Genomic DNA, 19,805 nt, shown 5'->3' with positions numbered 1-19,805 from the left:
ATGAGGACGGGGGACCCCCACCCTCGTCCGGCTCTGGCTCGCCGTCCGCCATCATGATTCTCTTCTCAGCACCTGGGTCCCGCCTCCGCGGAGTGAAGGGTCAGCGGGCCGGTGTGGCGCCGGCGTTCTTCTTGAGCTCCAGCACCAGTTGGGGGGTGAGCGCGCTGCCGGCCCGGTTGGCGAAGAGGGTCATCTCGTAGGCGATGTTGCCGAGCTTCGCCTCCTTCGACGTCACCACACCGAGGACGGCACCGCAGCCGATGGCCGACACCAGCACATGGCCGCCTTCCAGGTCGATGATGACCTTGTTGAGGCCGCCGAGTCCGTAGTTGCCGGACGCGCCGGCGGCCAGGCTCGTGACGCCCGAGACGATGGCGGCCAGCCGTTCGGAGTCCGCCTGCTCGCGCAGTTGGGACACGGCGATCAACAGGCCGTCGGAGGACACCGCGATGGCGTCGACGACGCCGGCGGTCTGGGTGGCGAACCGGTCGAGCAGCCAGGTGAAGTCGGCCGCGGCGGCGGTCAGATCAGTGGCTTCCTCCTGCTCGGAACTGGTCTTACCTGTCGGCGTGCTCACTGCCCGACTCCTTCCGGGGGTGCTGGTGTGGCGATGGCGCTGGATCGGTCGGGGCAGCGGCAACTTCCTGCTCCGCCGCTCGCTCTGCTTGCTGCTCTGCTGGTTGATCTTCTGCTCGTTGCGCTGTTTCTTGTTCCGCCTTGCGTACGGCGGCCTCGAATTCGTCGAGTTCACTGCGTACCGCCTCGGCGTCGACGGGCCGGCGCGCGGCCTGGGCCCCGCGGTCGGCCGCCGGGGCGGTCATGTCGAGCGTCGCTCCCCGTACCCGCCGTCGCAGCGGGCGGCCGGACGATGACGGGCGCGTCTCACCCGCGGGGGCGGTCCGCTCCGTGTCCGTGCGGCGCGGCAGGCGCCGGGGGAGCTCGTCTCGCGGCGAGGGGGCGGCGGGCCGCCGTTCGGGCGGGGCGACGGGCGTCCGCACCGGCAGGGGAGCGGCGGCGGAGGCCGGTCCGGGCACCCGGTCGGGCCCGGGGGCGGGCACGGTGGACGCCGGCTCTGGCGCTGCCGGGTGCTCTGCCCCGCCCGCCGCCGGGGACGCCGTGGCGGCCGGGCTCTCGGTCAGCAGCAGCGTGGCAGGGAGCCAGACGGAGCCGGTGACCCCGCCGCCCGGCGTACGGCTCAGGGCGACCCGGATGCCCGAGCGCCGGGCGAGGTTTCCGACCACGAACAGGCCGAGGACCTTGGTCGGGACCAGGTCGAGCCGTTCCCGCCGGACCAGCCGGGAGTTCTCCTCGTCGAGGCGTTCCGCACTCATCCCGAGGCCGTGGTCGATGACCTCGATCAGGGCGCCGCCGTCCGAGGTCACATCGGTGCCGGGCCGGACGACGACCTCGACGGGGGTGTCGGACGGGGAGAACGAGACGGCGTTCTCCAGCAGTTCGGCGAGCATCAGCGTCAGATCGTCGACGATGTCGGGCGCGACGGTGGCCTCCGTCTCGGACCGCAGGGACACCCGCTGGTACCCCTCGATCTGACCGAGTCCGGCCCGGATGACGTTGACCAGGGTGGTCGGCCTGGCGTCCATCTCCGGGTCCCGGATTCCGGCGAGCAGCATCAGGCTGTCCGCGTTGCGCTGGAGACGTACGGCGATGTGGTCGATGCGGTACATCCGCTCCAGGACGCCGGGGTCGGTCTCCTCCCGTTCCACGGCGTCGATCAGCATGAGCTGGCGGCTGGTGAGGTTGCTGACGCGGCGTCCGACGTTGCCGAACATCTCGGCGACGTTGTGGCGGCTGAGCACCTGCCGCTCCAGCAGCGCCGCGGCGGTGACCTGTACCTGGTTGAACGCCTCGGCCAGGTGGCCGATCTCGTCGCGGACCGGCACGGGTATCGGCCGTGGCCGCAGCGGGGTGCGCTCCGCCGACTCGTCGTCCTCGACCTTGGCGAGCTCTTCGCCGGCCACGTCGACCACCTGCTGTGCGGCGCCGGTCAGCGCCGACAGGGGACGTACGACCGAGCGCCGGACCAGGACGGAGAAGGACAGCCAGGAGGCGAAGCCGAGCAGGGCGAGGCCGAGCATCGCCAGCGCGTTGTACAGGGCACTGCGGGAGAGGCCGTCGGCGCGGGCGGCGATCTGGTCGATCAGCGACCGGGTGATGTCGAGGCGGGCCTCGGCCTGCCGGGTTCCGGCGGCGATCGCCTGACGCAGCTGATGCGGGGTCTGGCCCTGCAGGGAGCCCGGATCGATCTGGAGCTCCGCGAACTGGGCCTCGATGCCGTTCTCCTCGGCATCCCGCTCGATCCCGTCCAGGCGCAGGACCTGCTCCGGGTCGGCGATCCTGCCGAAGCGCTCCGTCTGCTCCTCGTAGAGCTGGTGCGCGCCGACCGCGCGGGTGTACTCGGTGAGCGCGTTGGCGTCCCGGGTCTGCGCAGAGAACACCCCGCTCTCGAAGGCCGCGTGGGCGGCGTCGGCGCGCAGCACCGTGTCGAGGAGGTAGGTGACCGAGGACGACGAGGTGCCCGCGAAGCGGTCGAGACCGATCCCGTCGATGAGGTAGCCGACCGCGGCAGCGTACGCGGGGTCGATGCCGGCGGCCGGAACCGAGCCCCGCTCGACCTTGTCGCGCAGCACGGCAAGGCCCCGGATGTAGTCGAGGGCCCGCCCCTCTTCCTTCGGCAGGCCCGTGCCGAATCCGGAACGCACGGCGGTGACCTGGTCGTCGGTCGCGCGCTGGGTCTGGCGGTAGGCGGCGGTGGACGGCAGCGTGGCGCCGGGCCGGGCCGACTCCTGCTCCACGGACAGCAGGAGCGCCTGCCGGTGTTCGGCCTGTACGTCGTTGATGAGCTTGGTGACCTGCTCGCTGTCGCGCACGAGCTCGGCACTCCGGCCGGCGTCCTGGGCCTTCTCCATCTGCGTGCTGACGCCGATGGCCAGCAGCACGCCGACGACGGCGACGGGCGCGATCACCAGAACGTTGAGTTTCCGGCGGAACGGCCAGCGGTCCAGGTAGGCGCCCGCCTGCCGGCGGAATCCTGGCCTCATCGGTGAACGCAGGGACGGATCCCGTTCGGGTGGCGGGTCCACTGTGTCCACAGACACCCGGGCCTCCTTACGACGTGCTTCTGAGCGGTGACCGAGGTGGTGTTGTTGCCGACCGCCGACAGCGGGAGAGCGTGACGCTTGCGAGCTTTCGCCCCAGGTGAGCGAAAAGATTGCGCCACATGCCCAACCGGCCGCGAACATTACCGCTTGTGCACGCGCATGCAACACAGGACCACCAATGGCCAAGCGGAATTCAACTCTTTGTCACATTTGGCCGGTTACCCCCTTGTGGAGCGCCATGCCGGCCGGCGGAGCGACGCCTGGAAGGGGAGGAGAACGTGACCGGATCGTTTCCCACCGGTCCACGTCCCGGGCCGGGCCCGGTCCCGGCTCCGGGCGGGACCGGGCCCCGGCTCCGGAGACGCCTCCGTACCTCCGCAGGCGGCTGCCTCCCGGTCCACCGCCACCCGTAACCTGTCTCCCCCCACCCAACCCGTATCCTCATCCTGTCCTGCGAGGAGACCCGTGCAGCCCACCCGCACGGCGGTCGTGACAGCCGCCGCACTCCTGGTCATGGCCACCGCCGGCTGCGAATCCGGCGGCGGCACCACCGCATCCCACGGGAGCTCCGCCAAGCCCGGCTGCCCCGCCGCCCTCTCCAGGGCCAAGCAAGCCGTCAAGAAGGCCGAGGAGGTCAACGCCCCCTGGAAGGGCCCCACCACCGGACCCCGGGCCGTCCACGACAAGACCGTCGTCTACATCGCCCAGACCCTGACCAACCCCGGCGTCACCGGGGTCGCCCAAGGCGTCCAGGAAGCCGCCGGGATCGTCGGTTGGCACGCCCGTACCCTCAACGGCCAGGGCACGCCCAGCGGTCTCCGGTCCGCCTTCAAGCAGGCCCTCCGCCTCAAGCCGGACGGCATCGTCATCAGCGGATTCGACCCCGGGACGGCCGCGGCGGAGGTCAAAAAGGCCCATGCGGAGGGCATCCCGCTGATCGGCTGGCACGCCGCCCCGGCCCCCGGCCCCAGCAAGGACCCGCAGCTCTTCACCAACATCACCTCACGGGTCGAGGACGTCGCGAAGATCAGCGCCGACTGGATCATCGCCCGCTCCCACGGCCGCGCGGGTGTCGTCCTGTTCACCGATGCCACGGTGCCCTTCGCCAAGCACAAGTCCGATCTGATCAAGAAGGAACTCGCCACCTGCTCGGGCACCGAGCTGCTGAGCTACACCAACATGCCCATTCCCCAGGTCAACAGGCGCTCCATCGGGGAAGTCCGCTCCCTGATGTCCCGTTTCGGCAGCAAGTGGACCTACTCCGCCGCCATCAACGACCTGTACTTCCAGCACGCCGCCCCCGCCCTGCGTGCCGCGGGCAAGGACGGCGCCGGCGCCCCCTTCAACATCGGCGCCGGCGACGGCGACCCGTCGGCCTTCGAGCGCGTCAACGGCAAGGATTTCCAGGCTGCCACCGTGCCCGAACCCCTCTCCGAACAGGGCTGGCAGATCATCGACGAGTTCAACCGCGCGTTCACCGACGCCCCCGACAGCGGGTACGTCGCCCCCGTCCACATCGCCACCACCGCCAACACCGGCGGCGCCGTGTCCTGGGACTCCGAGGGCTACCGTCAGGCCTACCGCAAGATCTGGGGCGGATGATGTGCTCCCCCGGCTGCGGCTCTCCTGGGCCCGGTCGGCCGGTCACCGGACCGGCGTGCGGACATCGGTGAGGCGGCGTGGGAACGGGAGGATGCTTACCGCCACGCCTGCCTGGCGGCATGGCCTCGCGCCGCCCGCGCCGAGCGGCGCGACGGGCGAGGGGACGGGACGCCCGGTGAGATACTTGATGTCATGACGGCGACCGTGTCCGGTGACTTCGAGCTGACCATGGACGAGTTGCGAGCCGTGGCACGCTACGCGGCGGAGACCGCCCAGGAAGTCCTCCCCGTGTTCGAGGAGGCCCACCCCGGCGATTCCCGGCCTCGCGCCGCTCTTGATGCCGCCTGGGAGTTCGCCAACGGCGCGAAACGGACCAAGCTGCAGCGTGTCACCTCGTTGGAAGCACACCGAGCCGCGAAGGAAGCTGCCACCGAAGCCGCAAGTCTCGCCGCACGCGCGGCCGGCGATGCCGCGTCCGCCGCGTACCTCCACCCGATCGCGAAGGCTCACCAGGTAGGCCACATCCTGCGCGCCGCGGCATGTGCCGCCCGCATAGCCGAAATCACCGCAGGCGACGATCCCGCAGCCGGCGACGGAATGATCGAGCAGGCCCGACGGCGCGCCACACCGGTCCTGGTCGACGTTCTTCACCGCTATCCCGTCGCACCGGCCGGCAAGAACCGCGTCGCGGAACTGATGACCGCCTTGGACGCTTCGCTGCGCGCGGCCGGCTGAGGGGAGCGGGAGTCACGAGTCCGTCGAAGACCTCCTTCCAGCGGGCGGGGCCGTTTCAGCGTGCGTGGCTGCCGGGACGGCCCGCCGCCCCGTGCGCGGGGAACAAGGCCCTGGAACGGGGCCGCGGGCCGTTGGCCGGCGGGGTGGGCGAAGGCGCCGCTTACGGCGCGGAGGCCGCTCGTTCCGGGGCCGGTGTCTGCGACGGGTTGTTGCGTGGGTGGCGGGGATTGAGGAACCACTTGCGGGCGGAGACGAACCACCAGGTGCCGGCGAAGACCAGCACCACACCCACGGTGACGGGCGCGTAGTTGAACGTCTCGAGGGTCACCGGGCTCTGCTGGGGCAGCATGAACAGCACCGTGATGACCACGACCCAGCCGACCGCGATCAGGCCCACGGGCTTCGACCAGCGCCCCAGGTGCCAGGGGCCGCGCTTGAAGTGCTCTCCCTGACGCAGACGCAGCAGGGTGGGCACCACGTACGCGATGTAGAGGCCGATCGTCGCGATGGAGGTGACGGCGGCGTACGCGGTCGTGTTGAACAGGTACGGCAGGCCGAGGAGGAAGGCACCGCCGGCGGCGAGCCACACGGCGTTGGTGGGGGTGCGGGTCCCCGGGTGGAGCTTGTGCCAGACGGCGGAGAACGGCAGCGCCCCGTCGCGGGAGAAGGCATAGATCATGCGGGAGTTGGCCGTCACGGACGCCATACCGCAGAACAGCTGGGCGCCGATGATGACGAGCAGCATCAGCTTGCCGGTGCTCGCGCCGAGGGCGTCCATGAAGATCTGCGCCGGCGGCACACCGGTTTCCGACTTCAGGGCGCCGGTGTAGGACTGGATGGCGAAGGTCAGACCGAAGAGCAGCACGAATCCGGCCGCCCAGGACACGACGATGGAGCGGACGATCCCCTTCGGCCCCTCGACCGAGGCGTTCTTCGTCTCCTCCGTCATATGGGCGGACGCGTCATAGCCGGTGAAGGTGTACTGCGCCATCAGGAGACCGATGAGCGCGACGTAGACCGCGGAGCCCCAGCCGGTGTTGTTGACGAACTCGGTGAAGACGAAGCCGGGGGACCGGTGCTTGTCGGGGATCACCAGCAGGGCGCCGACGATCACCACGACGCCGATCAGATGCCACCACACCGAGACGGTGTTGAAGAAGCCGACGACGCGCACCCGGAAGGTGTTCACGAGGGCGTGCAGCAGAAGGATCACACCGAAGAGCGTGACCGTGTGGGCGGGGGTGGCGGCGTAGCTGAACTGAAGGTTCAGGTAGGCGTTGAGGAAGGACGCGGCACCGAAGTCGATGCCCGCGGTGACGGCCACCTGGCCCAGTGTGTTGAACCAGCCGGTGAACCAGGCCCAGGCCGGAGCGGACCTCTGCGGGGCGAGCTTGTGCGCCCAGAAGTAGAGGCCGGCGGAGGTCGGATAGGAGGAGCAGACCTCGGCCATGGCCAGGCCGACGAACAGGGTCATCAGGCCGACGAGAACCCAGCCCCACATGATCAGGGCCGGCCCGCCGGTGTTCATGCCGAACCCGTACATGGTCAGGCAGCCGGACAGGATGCTGATGATGGTGAAGGAGACGGCGAAGTTCTGCCGTCCGGACATCGAGCGGTCCAAGGTCTGGGTGATGCCGAGTTCGGCGAGGCGCTCCTCCTCCGTCTGCGTGACGCTTGGCATGTCCAATGGCATGGCTGGGCCTCTCCTGGTGATGGCACGGTGCATGGCGGGACAACGGACAACAACGGTCTGCTCGGCCTCGGTTGCTAGGGCGCGGCCCCCTTCACCGCCCACTTCCGGTGACGGGTGAAGAGCTGCTGGGGGTCCCCGCAGTAGCTCCACGGCACATCCGTGGCGTACGGGCCGATGGCATCGAAGACCTCGGCCGCCGCCCGGTGCTGATTCGCGAAGGACAGCGCGTGGGCCAGGTAGTTGGCGTCGTCGTGGAAGGCGGCGTGCGGCAGCGCAGGGGCCCGGTAGGTCCACCAGTTCGTCCACGCCTGCTGGGTCGACGGGTTGTCCGTCCACGGATGGACGGTCAGGCCGTACCGGTGGCCTTCCTTCTTCATCCGCGTACGGTGCGACTCGGCGAGCGCGACCAGCGGCAGGACGTGCAGCGGCATCCCGCGGGGGACATGGGCGCACCGTTCCTGCGCCCAGTGGAACATCTCGCCCGCCACGCCGTGCCAGTCGGGGAACATATAGGTGAGGATTTCGTGGTGCGCCTCCCGGTTCCACGGGTCGCGCGCCTCGACCTCCTGCCACACGCTCTGCACCGTCTCCCGCCACTGCCGGTCGCGGTCGGGGGAGTGGTAGCGCAGCAGGGCGAGCATGACGACGTAGGGCGTGGGATCGGCGGGCAGGGTGTCAGCGGCGGCATGGCAGTTCTCCCAGGCCTCTTCCATCTCCGCGCCGCTGCCCTGCCCCCGTGGGCCGGCCATCGAGCGCAGTGCCTGGACGGTGGCGAGGAGGGCCAGGGCATGCGGTGAACGCGGTTCGGCCTGTGCCCAGGTGTCGGCGAAGGTGAGCCGGGCTCCCGTGCGGGCGAGTACCTGGAGGCGGAAGATACGGCGGTCCCAGTCGGCACCGGTCGCGGCCAGCAGTTCGCCTGCGCTCTCCCATCTGCCCATGGCGGAGTCCTCCACTACCGCGCGCAACCGGGAGTCGTCCCGGGCCGGATGCCGGTCGAAGGCCGGCCGGCGTCTCACGGCTGCCCCGTCACGGTCTTCTCGGGTGAGGGAGGCAGTTCCTCACCGTGCGCAGGGGCGGTGTGAACAGGCACTGTTGAGGCCTCCGGGTGGGCGTCCGCCGCGGCGGACGCCGACGTAGGGGGGAGAGCGTCGTGCTGAGCGAACGGCCGGGGCGGCGGCAAGGGCGCGGGGCGGACCGGCGACGGTGCGGGCCGGGGCGACGTCGTACCGGCGCGTGCCGCGCTGCTGTCTCGTCCGGAGGCGAAAGCCCGCGGTGAGCTTGAGGGGCCATCACCGGAATCACCGGATTCTCCTGTACGTGGGGGTACATGGGCCTGTGCAAGCCGGCTGTCAACTTCTGTCATGAAGTGCTGACTTGAGAAAGAAGACTATTCACTGAGGCGCGGCCGCGCACATTCCTTTGGTGATAAAGCTCATGCGAAGGCGTCCGGGGAGGCGTAGTGGGGCGGTACGCGCCCTGTGGCGCCTCGGGCGCTCCGCCGATGGGGTCGTCCTGCGGCGAACGGGCCCCCGTGGCATCGGCCGATCGACGTGCCGGGCAGGAGGGCTACGGAGCGGTCGACCCGTTTCGGTCACGGCATCATCACAGGTTCTTCACTTCGTCTATTTCGCTGTTCAACCACTCGCTACTCTCCCGGTTCCAGACACCTTGGGGGGATCGTGATGAATCAGCAGTGCCCGGAACAGCCCGGGCAGCAGCCGCCGATGCCGGCCGGCATGTACGCGCCGCCGCCACCCCGCAAGCTGATCGCCTCCGCCTTCGCCGACCGGAAGACGTCCAAGAACAGCCTCGTCACCATCTACGACCCCAAGGACGAGATGTTCGCCAACGGCAACTTCTGACCGGCCCGAAGCGGCAGGAGGCCTCGTCGCGTCCGAAGAGTGACGGGGCCTCGCCGTCCGGCGTGAGGCCGGCTTCGCGTGTACCTCACTTCACGCTCGCTGCACCAGCTGCCTCACTCGCTACACCACTTGCCTCTCCGGTTTCAGCCGGGCGGCGGCTCGCGACCGTGGGCAGGGCCATGCACACAGGAGAGTGTGCAGTCGCAAGGCGGGGGGCTATATGACGGGAAACCAGGGGCCGATGTCGCCGGAGGACAAGAAGAACGCCCGGCTCGGCTGTGCGGTCATCGCGGTCTTCGTGCTGCTCGTCGGCGGTTGCGTCAATCTGATGGACGGCGACGGCGACGGCGGGACGAAGTCGTCCGCCGCCACGTCCGTCTCCGACGCGTCCGGCAGCCGGTCCGACGCATCCGACGGCGAGGGTGACGCCCTCACGGTGCCGGACTACACCGGCCGTAATCTGCAGGAAGCGCAGGACGCGGCGCAGCGTAAGGGCATCTCCCTGCTCAAGAGCCGGGATCTGTCCACGCGCAAGCGTCTGCAGGTGTGGGACCGCAACTGGCAGGTCTGCGATCAGGAGCCGGCTGCCGGGTCGGTCATGCACGACACCGACACGCTGACGTTCGCCGTCGTCAAGGCCGATGAGAGCTGCGACGATCCCGACGCCACGGGGTCCACGAGCGGCACCGGTTCCTCCGAACCCACCAAGGAACCGACCGCCGCCGAGGAAACCGCCACCGCCGATGGCTCCGCCACGACTGACGGTTCGGCATCCTCCGGCGGTTCGGCGTCCAGTGGGTCCACTTCCGGCGGTTCCACGTCCTCCGGCGGTTCCGGCACGGACGGGGGTGGCTCCGCCGGCGGTGCCGGCTCCTCCGGAGGGACGGGTTCCGGGAGTGGCGGCAGCTCCACGAGTGGCGGCGGAGGGCAGGAGCAGGCTCCGGCAGGCGCCTCCGCGCAGTGCAACGACGGGACGTACAGCTACAGCGCGCACCGGCGAGGTACCTGCAGTCACCACCACGGGGTCGCCGTCTGGCTGAGGAGCCTCCCGGCCTGACGGCGGCCGGGGCCAGGGGCGCAGGACCGCGGGCGGTCCGGGCGGGGGGCGGCCCGGACCTGGGCCGATGGCGGGTGAGAGGTGTGCGGCGCGCGCGGACACCCGGCCGTACAACCTTCGACGGCAATGGGCGGTCTTCACGACACCATCGCAGAGGAATGGGGGATTGTGCATGTCGCACTCGCAGCAGCCCGCGCCGTTCGGTCAGCAGCCCCTCCTGTACGCCCTCCCATACGCGCCGCAGCCGTCCGCGCCGCAGCCGTCCGCGTCGCGGTCGTCCGCGCCGTCATCGTCCCCGCGGCCGCCGAAGAGCCCGCACTCCGCACTCCGGATCGCCGTGGGCCTGGCCTGTGCGCTCCTCGTCCTCGGGCTCGCCGTCGTGGTCGGAAACGGCGGCAACGGCACCAAGAAGGCCAGGACGAAGCCCGCCCCCACCCTCACGAGCACGCTCGGCCAGGGCCGCTACCTCGTGGGGAAGGGCATCGCCGCCGGCGCCTACCGCACCGCCGGCCCGCTCCCGTCCGATGCCCCGTGGTGTTCCTGGGCCCGGTCCAGGGGCGTTGGCGGCGGGCAGCCCGACAGCGTCATCGCCCGGGGCGCCTCCCGGGGCCCGGCCCGCGTCACCGTCCACAAGGGGGAGACGTTCGAGACCCATGGCTGCAGGGAGTGGACACCGGTCCGGTGACCGGCCGCCGCTGCCCGGGGCGCGGCTCCCGCATACGCCGCCCCCTGCCCGGCCGGAAACACCGCCGCGCCCGCGAAACCGTTAGCCGCTCGCCTCCTGTCACCCAGCGGATACGGCCCGTGCGCGGCCGGGGGCGAGATCTCGCCGTGAGACCGGCCGATACCGGTCGACAATGCACCGGCACGGAGCCGAACGGCCCGGCCCGCCACCTCCCCGGAGCGCCGGGAAGGGACCGGGCCGGCCCCGGAAGCAGGCCGGCCCGGCCCCCGAACGACCGGGGCCGCTCCCGGTAACACGCCGGGCCGCCCCCGGAACACAGTGCCCACTCCACCCCACCCGGCAGTGATTTCCCCCTCCGGCTCCGATCGGACCCCCTTCCTCCGCTCCTGTCCGGGGCGGGGTCCTGTCGAGAGGGGGCCGGTCACGAGATATCTTGATGTCGAGCAATGTTGCAGACGTGGAGTGGAGCACCCGGTGACTGACTCGACCATCTTCTACACCCACACTGACGAGGCCCCGGCCCTGGCGACGTATTCGTTCTTGCCTGTGATCCAGGCATACGCGTCGACGGCCGGCGTCAGCGTGGAGACCCGTGACATCTCCCTGGCCGGGCGCATCATCGCGAGCTTCCCCGAGCGCCTGGAGGAGGGCCAGCGCATCGAGGACGCCCTCGCCGAGCTCGGCCGGCTGGCCAAGACTCCCGGCGCGAACATCATCAAGCTGCCGAACATCTCGGCCTCGATCCCGCAGCTCAAGGCCGCGGTCGCCGAGCTGCAGGAGCAGGGCTACGCGCTGCCCGACTACCCGGACGACCCGAAGACCGACGAGGAGCGGGACATCCGCGCCCGCTACGACAAGATCAAGGGCAGCGCCGTCAACCCCGTCCTGCGCGAGGGCAACTCGGACCGCCGGGCGCCCGCATCGGTCAAGAACTACGCCAAGGCCAACCCGCACCGCATGGGCGCCTGGACGGGCGATTCGAAGACGAACGTCGCCACCATGGGCGTCGACGACTTCCGCTCCACCGAGAAGTCCGCGGTCATCGACCGCGACGGCTCGCTGCGCATCGAGCTGTCGGGCGACGACGGCTCCACCACCGTCCTGCGTGAGTCGGTACCGGTCCTCGCGGGCGAGGTCGTCGACGCCTCCGTGATGCGGGTGGCCGCGCTGCGCGAGTTCCTCACGGCGCAGGTCGCCCGCGCCAAGGCCGAGGGCGTGCTGTTCTCGGTGCACCTGAAGGCCACGATGATGAAGGTCTCCGACCCGATCATCTTCGGCCACGTGGTCCGCGCCTTCTTCCCGAAGACGTTCGCCCAGTACGGCGAGTCGCTCGCGGCCGCCGGCCTGACCCCGAACGACGGCCTCGGCGGCATCTACAAGGGCCTGGAGTCGCTGGCCGACGGCGCGGAGATCAAGGCGTCCTTCGACGCCGAGCTCGCCGAGGGCCCGCAGCTCGCCATGGTCGACTCCGACCGCGGCATCTCCAACCTGCACGTGCCGAGCGATGTCATCGTCGACGCCTCCATGCCGGCCATGATCCGCACCTCCGGCCACATGTGGGGCCCGGACGGCGCGGAGGCCGACACCCTCGCGGTCCTCCCCGACAGCAGCTACGCCGGCATCTACCAGGCCGTCATCGACGACTGCCGGGCGAACGGCGCCTACGACCCGTCGACGATGGGCTCGGTGCCGAACGTCGGCCTGATGGCGCAGAAGGCCGAGGAGTACGGCAGCCACGACAAGACCTTCGAGATCCCGGTCACCGGTACCGTCCGGGTCCTCGACGAGAACGGCAACGCGGTCCTGGAGCAGGTCGTCGGCGCCGGCGACATCTTCCGGATGTGCCAGACCAAGGACGCGCCGATCCGTGACTGGGTCAAGCTCGCCGTCACCCGCGCCCGCGCCACCGGCGACCCGGCGGTGTTCTGGCTGGACGAGAGCCGTGCGCACGACGCCCAGCTGATCGCCAAGGTCAAGGCCTACCTCCCCGAGCACGACACCGAGGGCCTGCGGATCGAGATCATGTCGCCGGTCGACGCGATCACGTTCTCCCTCGACCGCATCCGCCGCGGCGAGGACACGATCTCGGTCACCGGCAATGTGCTGCGTGACTACCTGACCGACCTCTTCCCGATCCTCGAGCTGGGCACCAGCGCGAAGATGCTCTCGGTCGTCCCGCTCATGAACGGCGGCGGGCTGTTCGAGACCGGTGCCGGCGGCTCCGCGCCCAAGCACGTCCAGCAGCTGGTCAAGGAGAACTACCTGCGCTGGGACAGCCTGGGCGAGTTCCTGGCGCTCGCGGTCAGCTTCGAGCACCTGGCGCAGACCACGGGCAACGCGCGCGCCCAGGTGCTCGCCGACACCCTCGACCGGGCCACCGGCACCTTCCTCAGCGAGAACAAGTCGCCCAGCCGCAAGCTGGGTGGCATCGACAACCGCGGCAGCCACTTCTACCTGGCGCTCTACTGGGCGCAGGAGCTGGCGAAGCAGACCGACGACCCGCAGCTCGCGGAGGCGTTCGCGGCACTCGCCAAGACGCTGACCGAGCAGGAGCAGACCATCGTCGACGAGCTGGTCGCGGTGCAGGGTTCGCCGGCCGACATCGGCGGCTACTTCCAGCCGTCCGTGGCGAAGGCCTCGGCGGTCATGCGCCCGTCGGCGACCTTCAACCAGGCCCTCGCGACCCTCAGCTGATGCGGTAACCGCGGAAGGCCCTTCCGCCCCGGCCGGCGCCCTGCCGGCCGGGGCGGTTCCTTTTCCGCGGACGGCGGCGAGGCCGTGGTGGAGCCCCGCACCAGGATCCGGAGGGCGTGCGCGACCGGCTCCGGCGCGGGCCTCAGCCCACGAGGTCCAGCACGGGCCGCAGCCCGTCCGGGCGCCGGTCCACCGGCAGATGCTCCACCGGCAGGAACGAACAGCCCAGCGCCGTGGCGGCGCCGTCGGCCGTGCGGTCGTCCCCGACCATCAAAACGGCGGTCGGGTCGAGCCCCAGCTCCCGGCAGCCGAGGGCGAAGAGCCGGGGGTCCGGCTTCTGGAAGCCGTGCTCGTAGGACAGCACACAGACGTCGACATGGCGGTCCAGGCCGTGAGCGCGCAGCACCGGCCGCAGATCCCAGCCGATGTTGCTCACTACGCCGATACGGATACCGCGCCGGTGCAGCTCCGCCAGCACCTCGACGGCGTCGGGGTACGGCTGCCAGGCCTCCGCGGCCCTGGAGCGGTCGTAGAGCGCGTCGTACAACTCCGGTTCGGGGAGCGGAACTTGACGGGCCAGGCCGGTGTACAACGCCCGGTGGTGGCGGGCCTCGCAGTCGCGGATCTCCCACAGACCGGCCAGTTCGGCGGGGACCTCGACGGGCGAGGAGCCGCCGGGGAGCGCGCCGGCCCGTTCCAGTGCGGCCGCCGAGCGGGCGATCCCGTCCTCGTCCATGGCCGTGCCGCAAGCGGTGAGCGCCGCCCGCAGCCATGACTCGGTGGACTCGATACGCAGCAGGGTCCCGGAGAAGTCGAAGAGCACACCCTTGGTTGTCGTCATGACCGTCATTCTGCCCGCGGGGCGGTGCCGGGCTCCGTTGTCCGGGACGTGTGGACGCCGTACAGTGCCGCGGATCCGGCCACCAGGGCCCCGCCCAGCAGCCAGCCCCCGACGACGTCCGACAGCCAGTGCACGCCCAGATACAGCCGGGTGAAGGCGACACCGGCGACCGAGACCGCGACCACCGCCCGCGCCAGCCGGCGCCACAGCCATCGCGCCCCCGTCAGCCGCAGCAGCCACAGCACGAGGGCGCCCGCGACCAGCGCGGACAGCGCATGCCCGGAGGGGAACGCCGCGTAGTGCGCGGAGGCCACCGGGTCCGGCCAGGCGGGGCGGTCCCTGCCGACCAGCGCCTTCGTCACCTGCTGCAGCCCCGTACCGGCAAGCGCGGTGGCCGCCACCCAGAGGGCGAGCCGGCGTTCGCCGCGCCGTACGAGCAGCCAGACCGCCACCGCGAGCACCGCGCGCATCGTCCACGGGTCCCAGACCCAGTCGCTGAACACCCGGATGACCCGGGTCCAACCGGGCGCGGTCACGGCCGTCCGGTGCAGGGTGCCGGCGAGGGCCGTGTCCAGGGACATCAACGGGCCCCAGTGCGCCACGACGAGGACGAGCAGCAGGCCGAAGAGGAGCGTGCACAGCACGGCACAGGAGAGGCGGGGGAGGAGCGGGGCCAAGGCCCGGGGACTGTCGTCGTCCACGGCGGACGTACGGGCGGCGGGGAGCGGCGTCGACGGCATGGGGCGATCCTCGCCCATGACCCGCGCCCCGGGCGAGGAACCGCGCCCTACGTCAGCGCCCGCAGGCCGGGGACGAAGGTGACCAGCAGCGGCACGGCCGGCAGCAGCGTCGCCACCGCCGTCATCCGGAGCCGGCGGCCGGGGGAGAAGCGGGGCGCGGGGGACAGCAGCCGGTCCACCCGCTGGGGCACCTGCGCGAGTTGCGTCGGACAGGGGCCGAACACACCGCGATCCTCGTTGAGTTCGACCAGGGCCAGGGCGATCGTCAGCCGTCCGAAGCGGCGCGAGGCCACATCGTCGGCGGCCAGTTCGACCAGCCGGTGCACCTGATCGCGGAACGCGGCGAAGACCGGGATCTGCGGAAAGCCGACGGCGAGCGCGGAGGCGCTGTACAGGAGGAGATCGTGCCGGGCCCGCGCATGGCCCTGCTCATGGGCGATCAGCGCGTCGAGCTGACGCCCTTTCAGCCGTCGCAAGGCCGAGGTGGTGATGACCAGTTGGGGCGAGGAGTGCTGCAGCCACCAGGCCTCCGGGCGGTCACCCTCCAGGACGACCAGACGCTCCTGGCGGGGTTCCTCGCCGGGCAGCAGCGGTGCGCGGCGCAGGAGTCCGGTCCGGCGCTGCCGGCGACGGGCGCGCGCCGCGCGGACCTCGCGGGTCAGGGTGACGGCCGTCCAGGCGCCGCCGCCCGCCAGGAGCAGGGCCAGGACCCCGGCCCAGGGCCCGTGCGCCTGGAGCGCATACGCCTCGACGACCACCCGGGGGGCGAAGCCGAACACCGGGCCGCGGACGGCTTCCCAGGCGGCGGCCGCGCTCAGCGACATCGCGAGCACACAGCACAGCAGGACCCCGGCCACCACGCACTGCCACACCCACAGGGCGAGCACCGGTTCACGGTCGGGCCAGTCGGAGCGGGCCATCAGGCGCGGCGCCGTTGCCGCGGCCAGCACGCCGAGAATCATCAGCGCGAGAGGGACCATCATGGCGTCAGCCTATGAGTGTGCGGCTACTCGTAGGTACAGCCAGGCCTGGGATGTGACCCATGCCACCCGCGTCACAGGTGTGAACCACGCGCCCCGCGCCCCCTCGCGCACCCGGTGCCGCGCGGACCGTACCCGCGACAGCCGTACGGGGCAGCGGTACGCGGCAGTCGTACACAGCAGTCGTACACAGCAGTCGTATACGGAAGCGCTGCCACTGCCCCGCCCTCACAGCGCCAGCAGCATCGCCAGCATTCCGATGCCCATCGCCACCCGGCAGGCCCGCAGCACCCCGGGCGGCCCGGCGTCCGCCGGCACCAGCCGGACCCCGGCAGCGATCACGTACACCGTGTAGTAGACGAGCAACAGGCCTGTCAGCAGCGGCACTCCACCCGGCCCGGCATGCGCCATCGCACCCATCGCACCCATCGACTCCACCCGCCCCGTCGAGCCCATCGACCCCATGGAGCCCATCGAGCCCGCCTGGCCAACCGGCCCCGCCGCGTTCATCCGGTCCGGCGGCACGGCCATCGCGAGTGCCATGTACACCATGGCCAACGTGCCCACCGCATGATGCGGATGCCGCCGTACCAGCGCCCACACCCCGGCCACCGCGAAGACCGCGGTGAACATCCAGGGCGACCACCGGGGCGGTGGCACCGCCGACGCGGGCAGCGCCATCGCCGCCATGCCCAGAGCCATCAGGCCCTCGCCGCGGGCATCCCCCCGGTAAGCGTCCGGCCCGGTACGCGCCGCCCGGACGAGGCAGTACGCAGCGGCCGCGGCACACAGCAGCACCAGCAGCCAGCCGACCAACGGCGGTGCGTGCACGGCCCACCTCCCCGAGTGCCGCCTGTCGTGCGGATCGGGTGCAGAATGCCCGGCCGGGCCCCGGCACACGGGAGCGCACGGACGCACCGAGGGGGAGCGCGCGGCCTCCCGGGCTCAGGGCCGGTAGCGCAGCGGATGGTCCGCCGGAACCTCCGTCAGCACGATCCGGTGGCCGTCCGGGTCGGCGATCCACATCTCGACGAGCCCCCACGGCTCCTTCACGGGCGGCCGCAGCACCTCCGCCCCGTGCGCCAGGAGCTCCTGGTGCGCCGCTGCCGCGTCCGCCACCTGGAGCCACAGCTGGAGGGTGCCGGTGGCCGGAGCCGTGGCGCGGCCGGAGACTTCCAGGAAGCCACCGCCGAGGAAGTAGACCGTGCCGCGCTCGGGTCCCGTACCGAACTCCCGGTAGATCTCCAGCCCCAGCGCCGTGCCGTAGAACGCCCGCGACCGCTCGGGGTCGGACGGCCGCAACAGCACCCTGCTGCTCAATACGTGCACCATGGCAGGGACCCTACGCCGCCGGAGCCGCGCCACCGGGCCGCTGCGGCCGCAACGTCGTGACGAATGGCCCTGACATGACGCCCATGCCGCTTGTTAGCCTCCGCTCAGCCCTTCGTCCGGCCCCGAGAGGACTGCGTACGCCATGCCCACCAGCGAGCTGACCTTCCGTACCGCCCACGACGCCGATATCCCCGGGCTCGTCGACCTCATCGAGTCGGCGTACCGAGGGGACGCGAGCCGGGCCGGCTGGACGACGGAGGCGGACCTGCTGGAGGGGCAGCGCACCGACCCGGAGGGCGTCGCTGCCGTGGTGCGGGGCGAGAGCGGCCGGCTGCTCATCGCCGAGCGGGACGACGCGCTGATCGCCTGCTGCCAGCTCGAACACCGCGGGGACCATGTGTACTTCGGGATGTTCGCGGTGCGCCCGGAACTCCAGGGCGGCGGCCTCGGCAAGGTGATTCTCGCGGAGGCCGAACGGACCGCCCGGGACCTCTGGGGCACCGGCGAGATGCGGATGACCGTCATCCGGCAGCGCGACGAGCTGATCGCCTGGTACGAGCGCCGCGGCTACCGGCGCACCGGACTGCTCACCCCGTTCCCGTACGGCGATGAGCGTTTCGGCATTCCGCAGCGCGCCGACCTGGAGTTCGAGCTGCTGGTCAAGCCGCTCGGCTGAGAGCGGTCCGGCCGGGAGGCCCCGGACGGCGCCGGGCGGGCCGGCCGGCGCCGCTCACAGCCGTCCCGCCTGGATGATCCGCCGCAGGAACTGCCGGGTGCGGTCCTGCTGCGGGTCCCCGAAGACCTGCTCCGGTGTCCCGCGTTCCACCACCACCCCGCCGTCCAGGAAGCACACCTGGTCGGCGACCTCCCGCGCGAAGCCCATCTCATGGGTGGCGATGACCATGGTCATGCCCTCCTCCTTGAGATCGCGGACCACGCCGAGCACTTCCCCGACCAGCTCGGGGTCGAGCGCCGCGGTGATCTCGTCGAGCAGCAGCAGCCGGGGCCGCCCGGCCAGCGCCCGGACGATCGCGACCCGCTGCTGCTGACCGCCGCTGAGCCGGTCCGGGTACTCCCCGGCGCGTCCGCCGAGCCCGAGCCGGTCCAGCAGTTCGCGGGCCCGCGCCTCCGCCTCGGTGCGCGGTACGCCGTGCACCCGGCGGGGCGCCAGCGTGATGTTGTCCAGCACGGTCATGTGCGGGAAGAGGTTGTAGGCCTGGAAGACCACGCCGATCCGGCGGCGCACCGCGTCCACGTCCGCCCGCGGATCGGTGATCTCCGCGCCGTCCAGGAAGATCGCACCGTCGTCGATCTCCTCCAGCAGGTTCGCGCAGCGCAGCAGCGTGGACTTGCCCGACCCCGAGGCGCCGATCAGCGTCGTCACGGTGTGCGGTGGGACCGCCAGATCCACATCCCGCAGTACGACCGTGCCGCGTCCGTACGTCTTGCGCACGGACTCCAGCCGCAGCACCGGACCGCCGCCGGGCACCGCCTTCCCGGCCGTCTCACCGGTCCTCTCACCGGCCGTCTTGTCGGCCGTCTTGTCGGTCGGCCGCGGGGCGTCGTCCGTCGTGCTCATACGAGTCCTCCCTGGGCGCGCCTGCGGTCCATGCGGGCCGTGACCCAGTCCGTGCACCGCGTCATGGGGATCGTCAGCGCCACGAAAACCAGCCCCGCCACGACATACGGCGTGAAGTTGAAGTCCTTGCCGGCGATGATCTGTGCCGCGTAGACGGCATCCACCGCACCCGCGATGGACACCAGACCGGTGTCCTTCTGCAGCGAGACCAGATCGTTCAACAGCGGCGGCACCACCCGCCGTACGGCCTGCGGCAGCACCACGAAGCGCAGCGCCTGGCCGCTGGACAGGCCCAGCGACCGGGCCGCGGCCCGCTGGGAGGGGTGCACCGATTCGATGCCCGCCCGGAAGACCTCGGCGACATAGGCCGAGTACGTCAGCACCAGCGCGGAGCCGCCGAGCAGCACGGGATCGGTGGTCACGCCCTGCAGCCGCAGCGCCGGCACCCCGAAGACCACCATCAGCAGACAGATGATCAGCGGCAGGCCGCGGAAGAAGTCGGTGTACGCGGCGGCCAGGGCGCGCAGGGGGAAGAACACCGGTCCGCGCAGCGTCCGGGCCACCGCCAGCAGCAGCCCGAGCACCAGCACCGCTGCCCCGCACACCACCAGCAGCCGCAGATTCAGCAGCAGCCCCTCCAGCACCTTCGGCAGCGCCTTGGCGGCGTACTCGGGGCTGAAGAACGTCTCCCGGGTCCGCGGCCAGCCGGGGGAGCGGGTGATGACGAGGTAGAGGACGGCGGCGGTGACCAGGGTGCTCAGCGCGGCGACGGCGGTGGCGCGCCGGGTCCTGGCCCGCCGGAAGCGCTCCCGCTCGATCCGCCGCTGCGAGGGCACGTAACCGTCGTCGGCCCCGTCCCGCGCCGTCAGGAGTTTCGACACGCCTT

Annotated in this window: 18 protein-coding genes; 7 read left to right on the top strand and 11 right to left on the bottom strand. The window is 71.3% G+C overall.

Going from position 1 to position 19,805, the window contains the following annotated elements:
• Window positions 1–100: 100 nt before the first annotated feature.
• Window positions 101–577 (bottom strand): roadblock/LC7 domain-containing protein, encoded by a 477-nt coding sequence (locus ABZ851_RS32315; protein ID WP_336051551.1) that lies wholly within the window; start codon window positions 575–577, stop codon window positions 101–103.
• Window positions 558–2,984, bottom strand: coding sequence for an ATP-binding protein (locus tag ABZ851_RS32310; RefSeq protein ID WP_361135368.1), 2,427 nt, complete (start codon window positions 2,982–2,984; stop codon window positions 558–560). The genes ABZ851_RS32315 and ABZ851_RS32310 overlap by 20 nt, the downstream gene beginning before the upstream one ends.
• A 600-nt stretch (window positions 2,985–3,584) precedes the next feature.
• On the opposite strand from ABZ851_RS32310, the gene ABZ851_RS32305 reads away from it, so the two are divergent.
• Window positions 3,585–4,721 carry a substrate-binding domain-containing protein gene (locus ABZ851_RS32305; RefSeq protein ID WP_361135202.1) on the top strand — a complete coding sequence of 379 codons (1,137 nt, stop codon included), beginning with the start codon at window positions 3,585–3,587 and terminating at the stop codon, window positions 4,719–4,721.
• A 192-nt stretch (window positions 4,722–4,913) separates the two neighbouring features.
• The gene (locus ABZ851_RS32300; RefSeq protein WP_361135199.1) at window positions 4,914–5,456 is read left to right on the top strand and encodes a putative immunity protein; all 543 of its coding nucleotides are present in this window, start codon (window positions 4,914–4,916) and stop codon (window positions 5,454–5,456) included.
• Window positions 5,457–5,616: 160 nt separating this feature from the next.
• Here ABZ851_RS32300 and ABZ851_RS32295 read toward each other — a convergent pair whose 3' ends face one another.
• Window positions 5,617–7,137 (bottom strand): amino acid permease, encoded by a 1,521-nt coding sequence (locus ABZ851_RS32295; protein WP_361135196.1) that lies wholly within the window; start codon window positions 7,135–7,137, stop codon window positions 5,617–5,619.
• A gap of 86 nt (window positions 7,138–7,223) precedes the next feature.
• Window positions 7,224–8,165: a hypothetical protein gene (locus ABZ851_RS32290; RefSeq protein WP_361135193.1), complete on the bottom strand. Its 942-nt coding sequence runs from the start codon at window positions 8,163–8,165 to the stop codon at window positions 7,224–7,226.
• 666 nt (window positions 8,166–8,831) lie between these two features.
• Here ABZ851_RS32290 and ABZ851_RS32285 point away from each other — a divergent pair.
• The 4 genes from ABZ851_RS32285 (at window position 8,832) to ABZ851_RS32270 (ending at window position 13,447) form a co-directional block, all read left to right on the top strand.
• The gene (locus ABZ851_RS32285) at window positions 8,832–9,011 is read left to right on the top strand and encodes a hypothetical protein (RefSeq protein ID WP_361135190.1); all 180 of its coding nucleotides are present in this window, start codon (window positions 8,832–8,834) and stop codon (window positions 9,009–9,011) included.
• A gap of 220 nt (window positions 9,012–9,231) precedes the next feature.
• Window positions 9,232–10,068 carry a DUF3761 domain-containing protein gene (locus tag ABZ851_RS32280; protein WP_361135187.1) on the top strand — a complete coding sequence of 279 codons (837 nt, stop codon included), beginning with the start codon at window positions 9,232–9,234 and terminating at the stop codon, window positions 10,066–10,068.
• 172 nt (window positions 10,069–10,240) lie between these two features.
• Window positions 10,241–10,753, top strand: a complete 513-nt coding sequence (locus tag ABZ851_RS32275; protein ID WP_361135184.1) for a hypothetical protein — start codon at window positions 10,241–10,243, stop codon at window positions 10,751–10,753.
• 474 nt (window positions 10,754–11,227) lie between these two features.
• On the top strand, window positions 11,228–13,447 hold the full coding sequence (locus ABZ851_RS32270; RefSeq protein WP_361135181.1) for an NADP-dependent isocitrate dehydrogenase: 2,220 nt from the start codon (window positions 11,228–11,230) through the stop codon (window positions 13,445–13,447).
• 142 nt (window positions 13,448–13,589) lie between these two features.
• On the opposite strand, the gene ABZ851_RS32265 is transcribed toward ABZ851_RS32270, so the two are convergent.
• The 5 genes from ABZ851_RS32265 to ABZ851_RS32245 form a co-directional block, all read right to left on the bottom strand.
• Window positions 13,590–14,288: an HAD-IA family hydrolase gene (locus tag ABZ851_RS32265; protein WP_361135178.1), complete on the bottom strand. Its 699-nt coding sequence runs from the start codon at window positions 14,286–14,288 to the stop codon at window positions 13,590–13,592.
• Between the two features lie 5 nt (window positions 14,289–14,293).
• Window positions 14,294–15,028: a phosphatase PAP2 family protein gene (locus ABZ851_RS32260; protein ID WP_361135176.1), complete on the bottom strand. Its 735-nt coding sequence runs from the start codon at window positions 15,026–15,028 to the stop codon at window positions 14,294–14,296.
• Between the two features lie 47 nt (window positions 15,029–15,075).
• The gene (locus ABZ851_RS32255) at window positions 15,076–16,011 is read right to left on the bottom strand and encodes a M56 family metallopeptidase (RefSeq protein WP_361135173.1); all 936 of its coding nucleotides are present in this window, start codon (window positions 16,009–16,011) and stop codon (window positions 15,076–15,078) included.
• A gap of 225 nt (window positions 16,012–16,236) precedes the next feature.
• Window positions 16,237–16,839, bottom strand: coding sequence for a DUF5134 domain-containing protein (locus ABZ851_RS32250; protein WP_361135170.1), 603 nt, complete (start codon window positions 16,837–16,839; stop codon window positions 16,237–16,239).
• Between the two features lie 114 nt (window positions 16,840–16,953).
• Entirely contained in the window at window positions 16,954–17,340 is a 387-nt protein-coding gene (locus ABZ851_RS32245) for a VOC family protein (RefSeq protein ID WP_361135167.1), read from the bottom strand.
• A 142-nt stretch (window positions 17,341–17,482) separates the two neighbouring features.
• On the opposite strand from ABZ851_RS32245, the gene ABZ851_RS32240 reads away from it, so the two are divergent.
• Window positions 17,483–18,016, top strand: a complete 534-nt coding sequence (locus ABZ851_RS32240) for a GNAT family N-acetyltransferase (protein WP_361135164.1) — start codon at window positions 17,483–17,485, stop codon at window positions 18,014–18,016.
• Window positions 18,017–18,070: 54 nt separating this feature from the next.
• On the opposite strand, the gene ABZ851_RS32235 is transcribed toward ABZ851_RS32240, so the two are convergent.
• On the bottom strand, window positions 18,071–18,919 hold the full coding sequence (locus ABZ851_RS32235) for an amino acid ABC transporter ATP-binding protein (RefSeq protein ID WP_361135161.1): 849 nt from the start codon (window positions 18,917–18,919) through the stop codon (window positions 18,071–18,073).
• Window positions 18,916–19,800: an amino acid ABC transporter permease gene (locus ABZ851_RS32230; protein WP_336051533.1), complete on the bottom strand. Its 885-nt coding sequence runs from the start codon at window positions 19,798–19,800 to the stop codon at window positions 18,916–18,918. Before ABZ851_RS32230 ends, ABZ851_RS32235 begins: the two co-directional genes overlap by 4 nt.
• Window positions 19,801–19,805 lie beyond the last annotated feature (5 nt).

It is taken from the genome of Streptomyces sp. NPDC047049 (assembly GCF_040643995.1).
GTDB classification, from domain to species: domain Bacteria; phylum Actinomycetota; class Actinomycetes; order Streptomycetales; family Streptomycetaceae; genus Streptomyces; species Streptomyces mooreae.
This window is presented reverse-complemented; position numbering and strand designations above follow the sequence as displayed.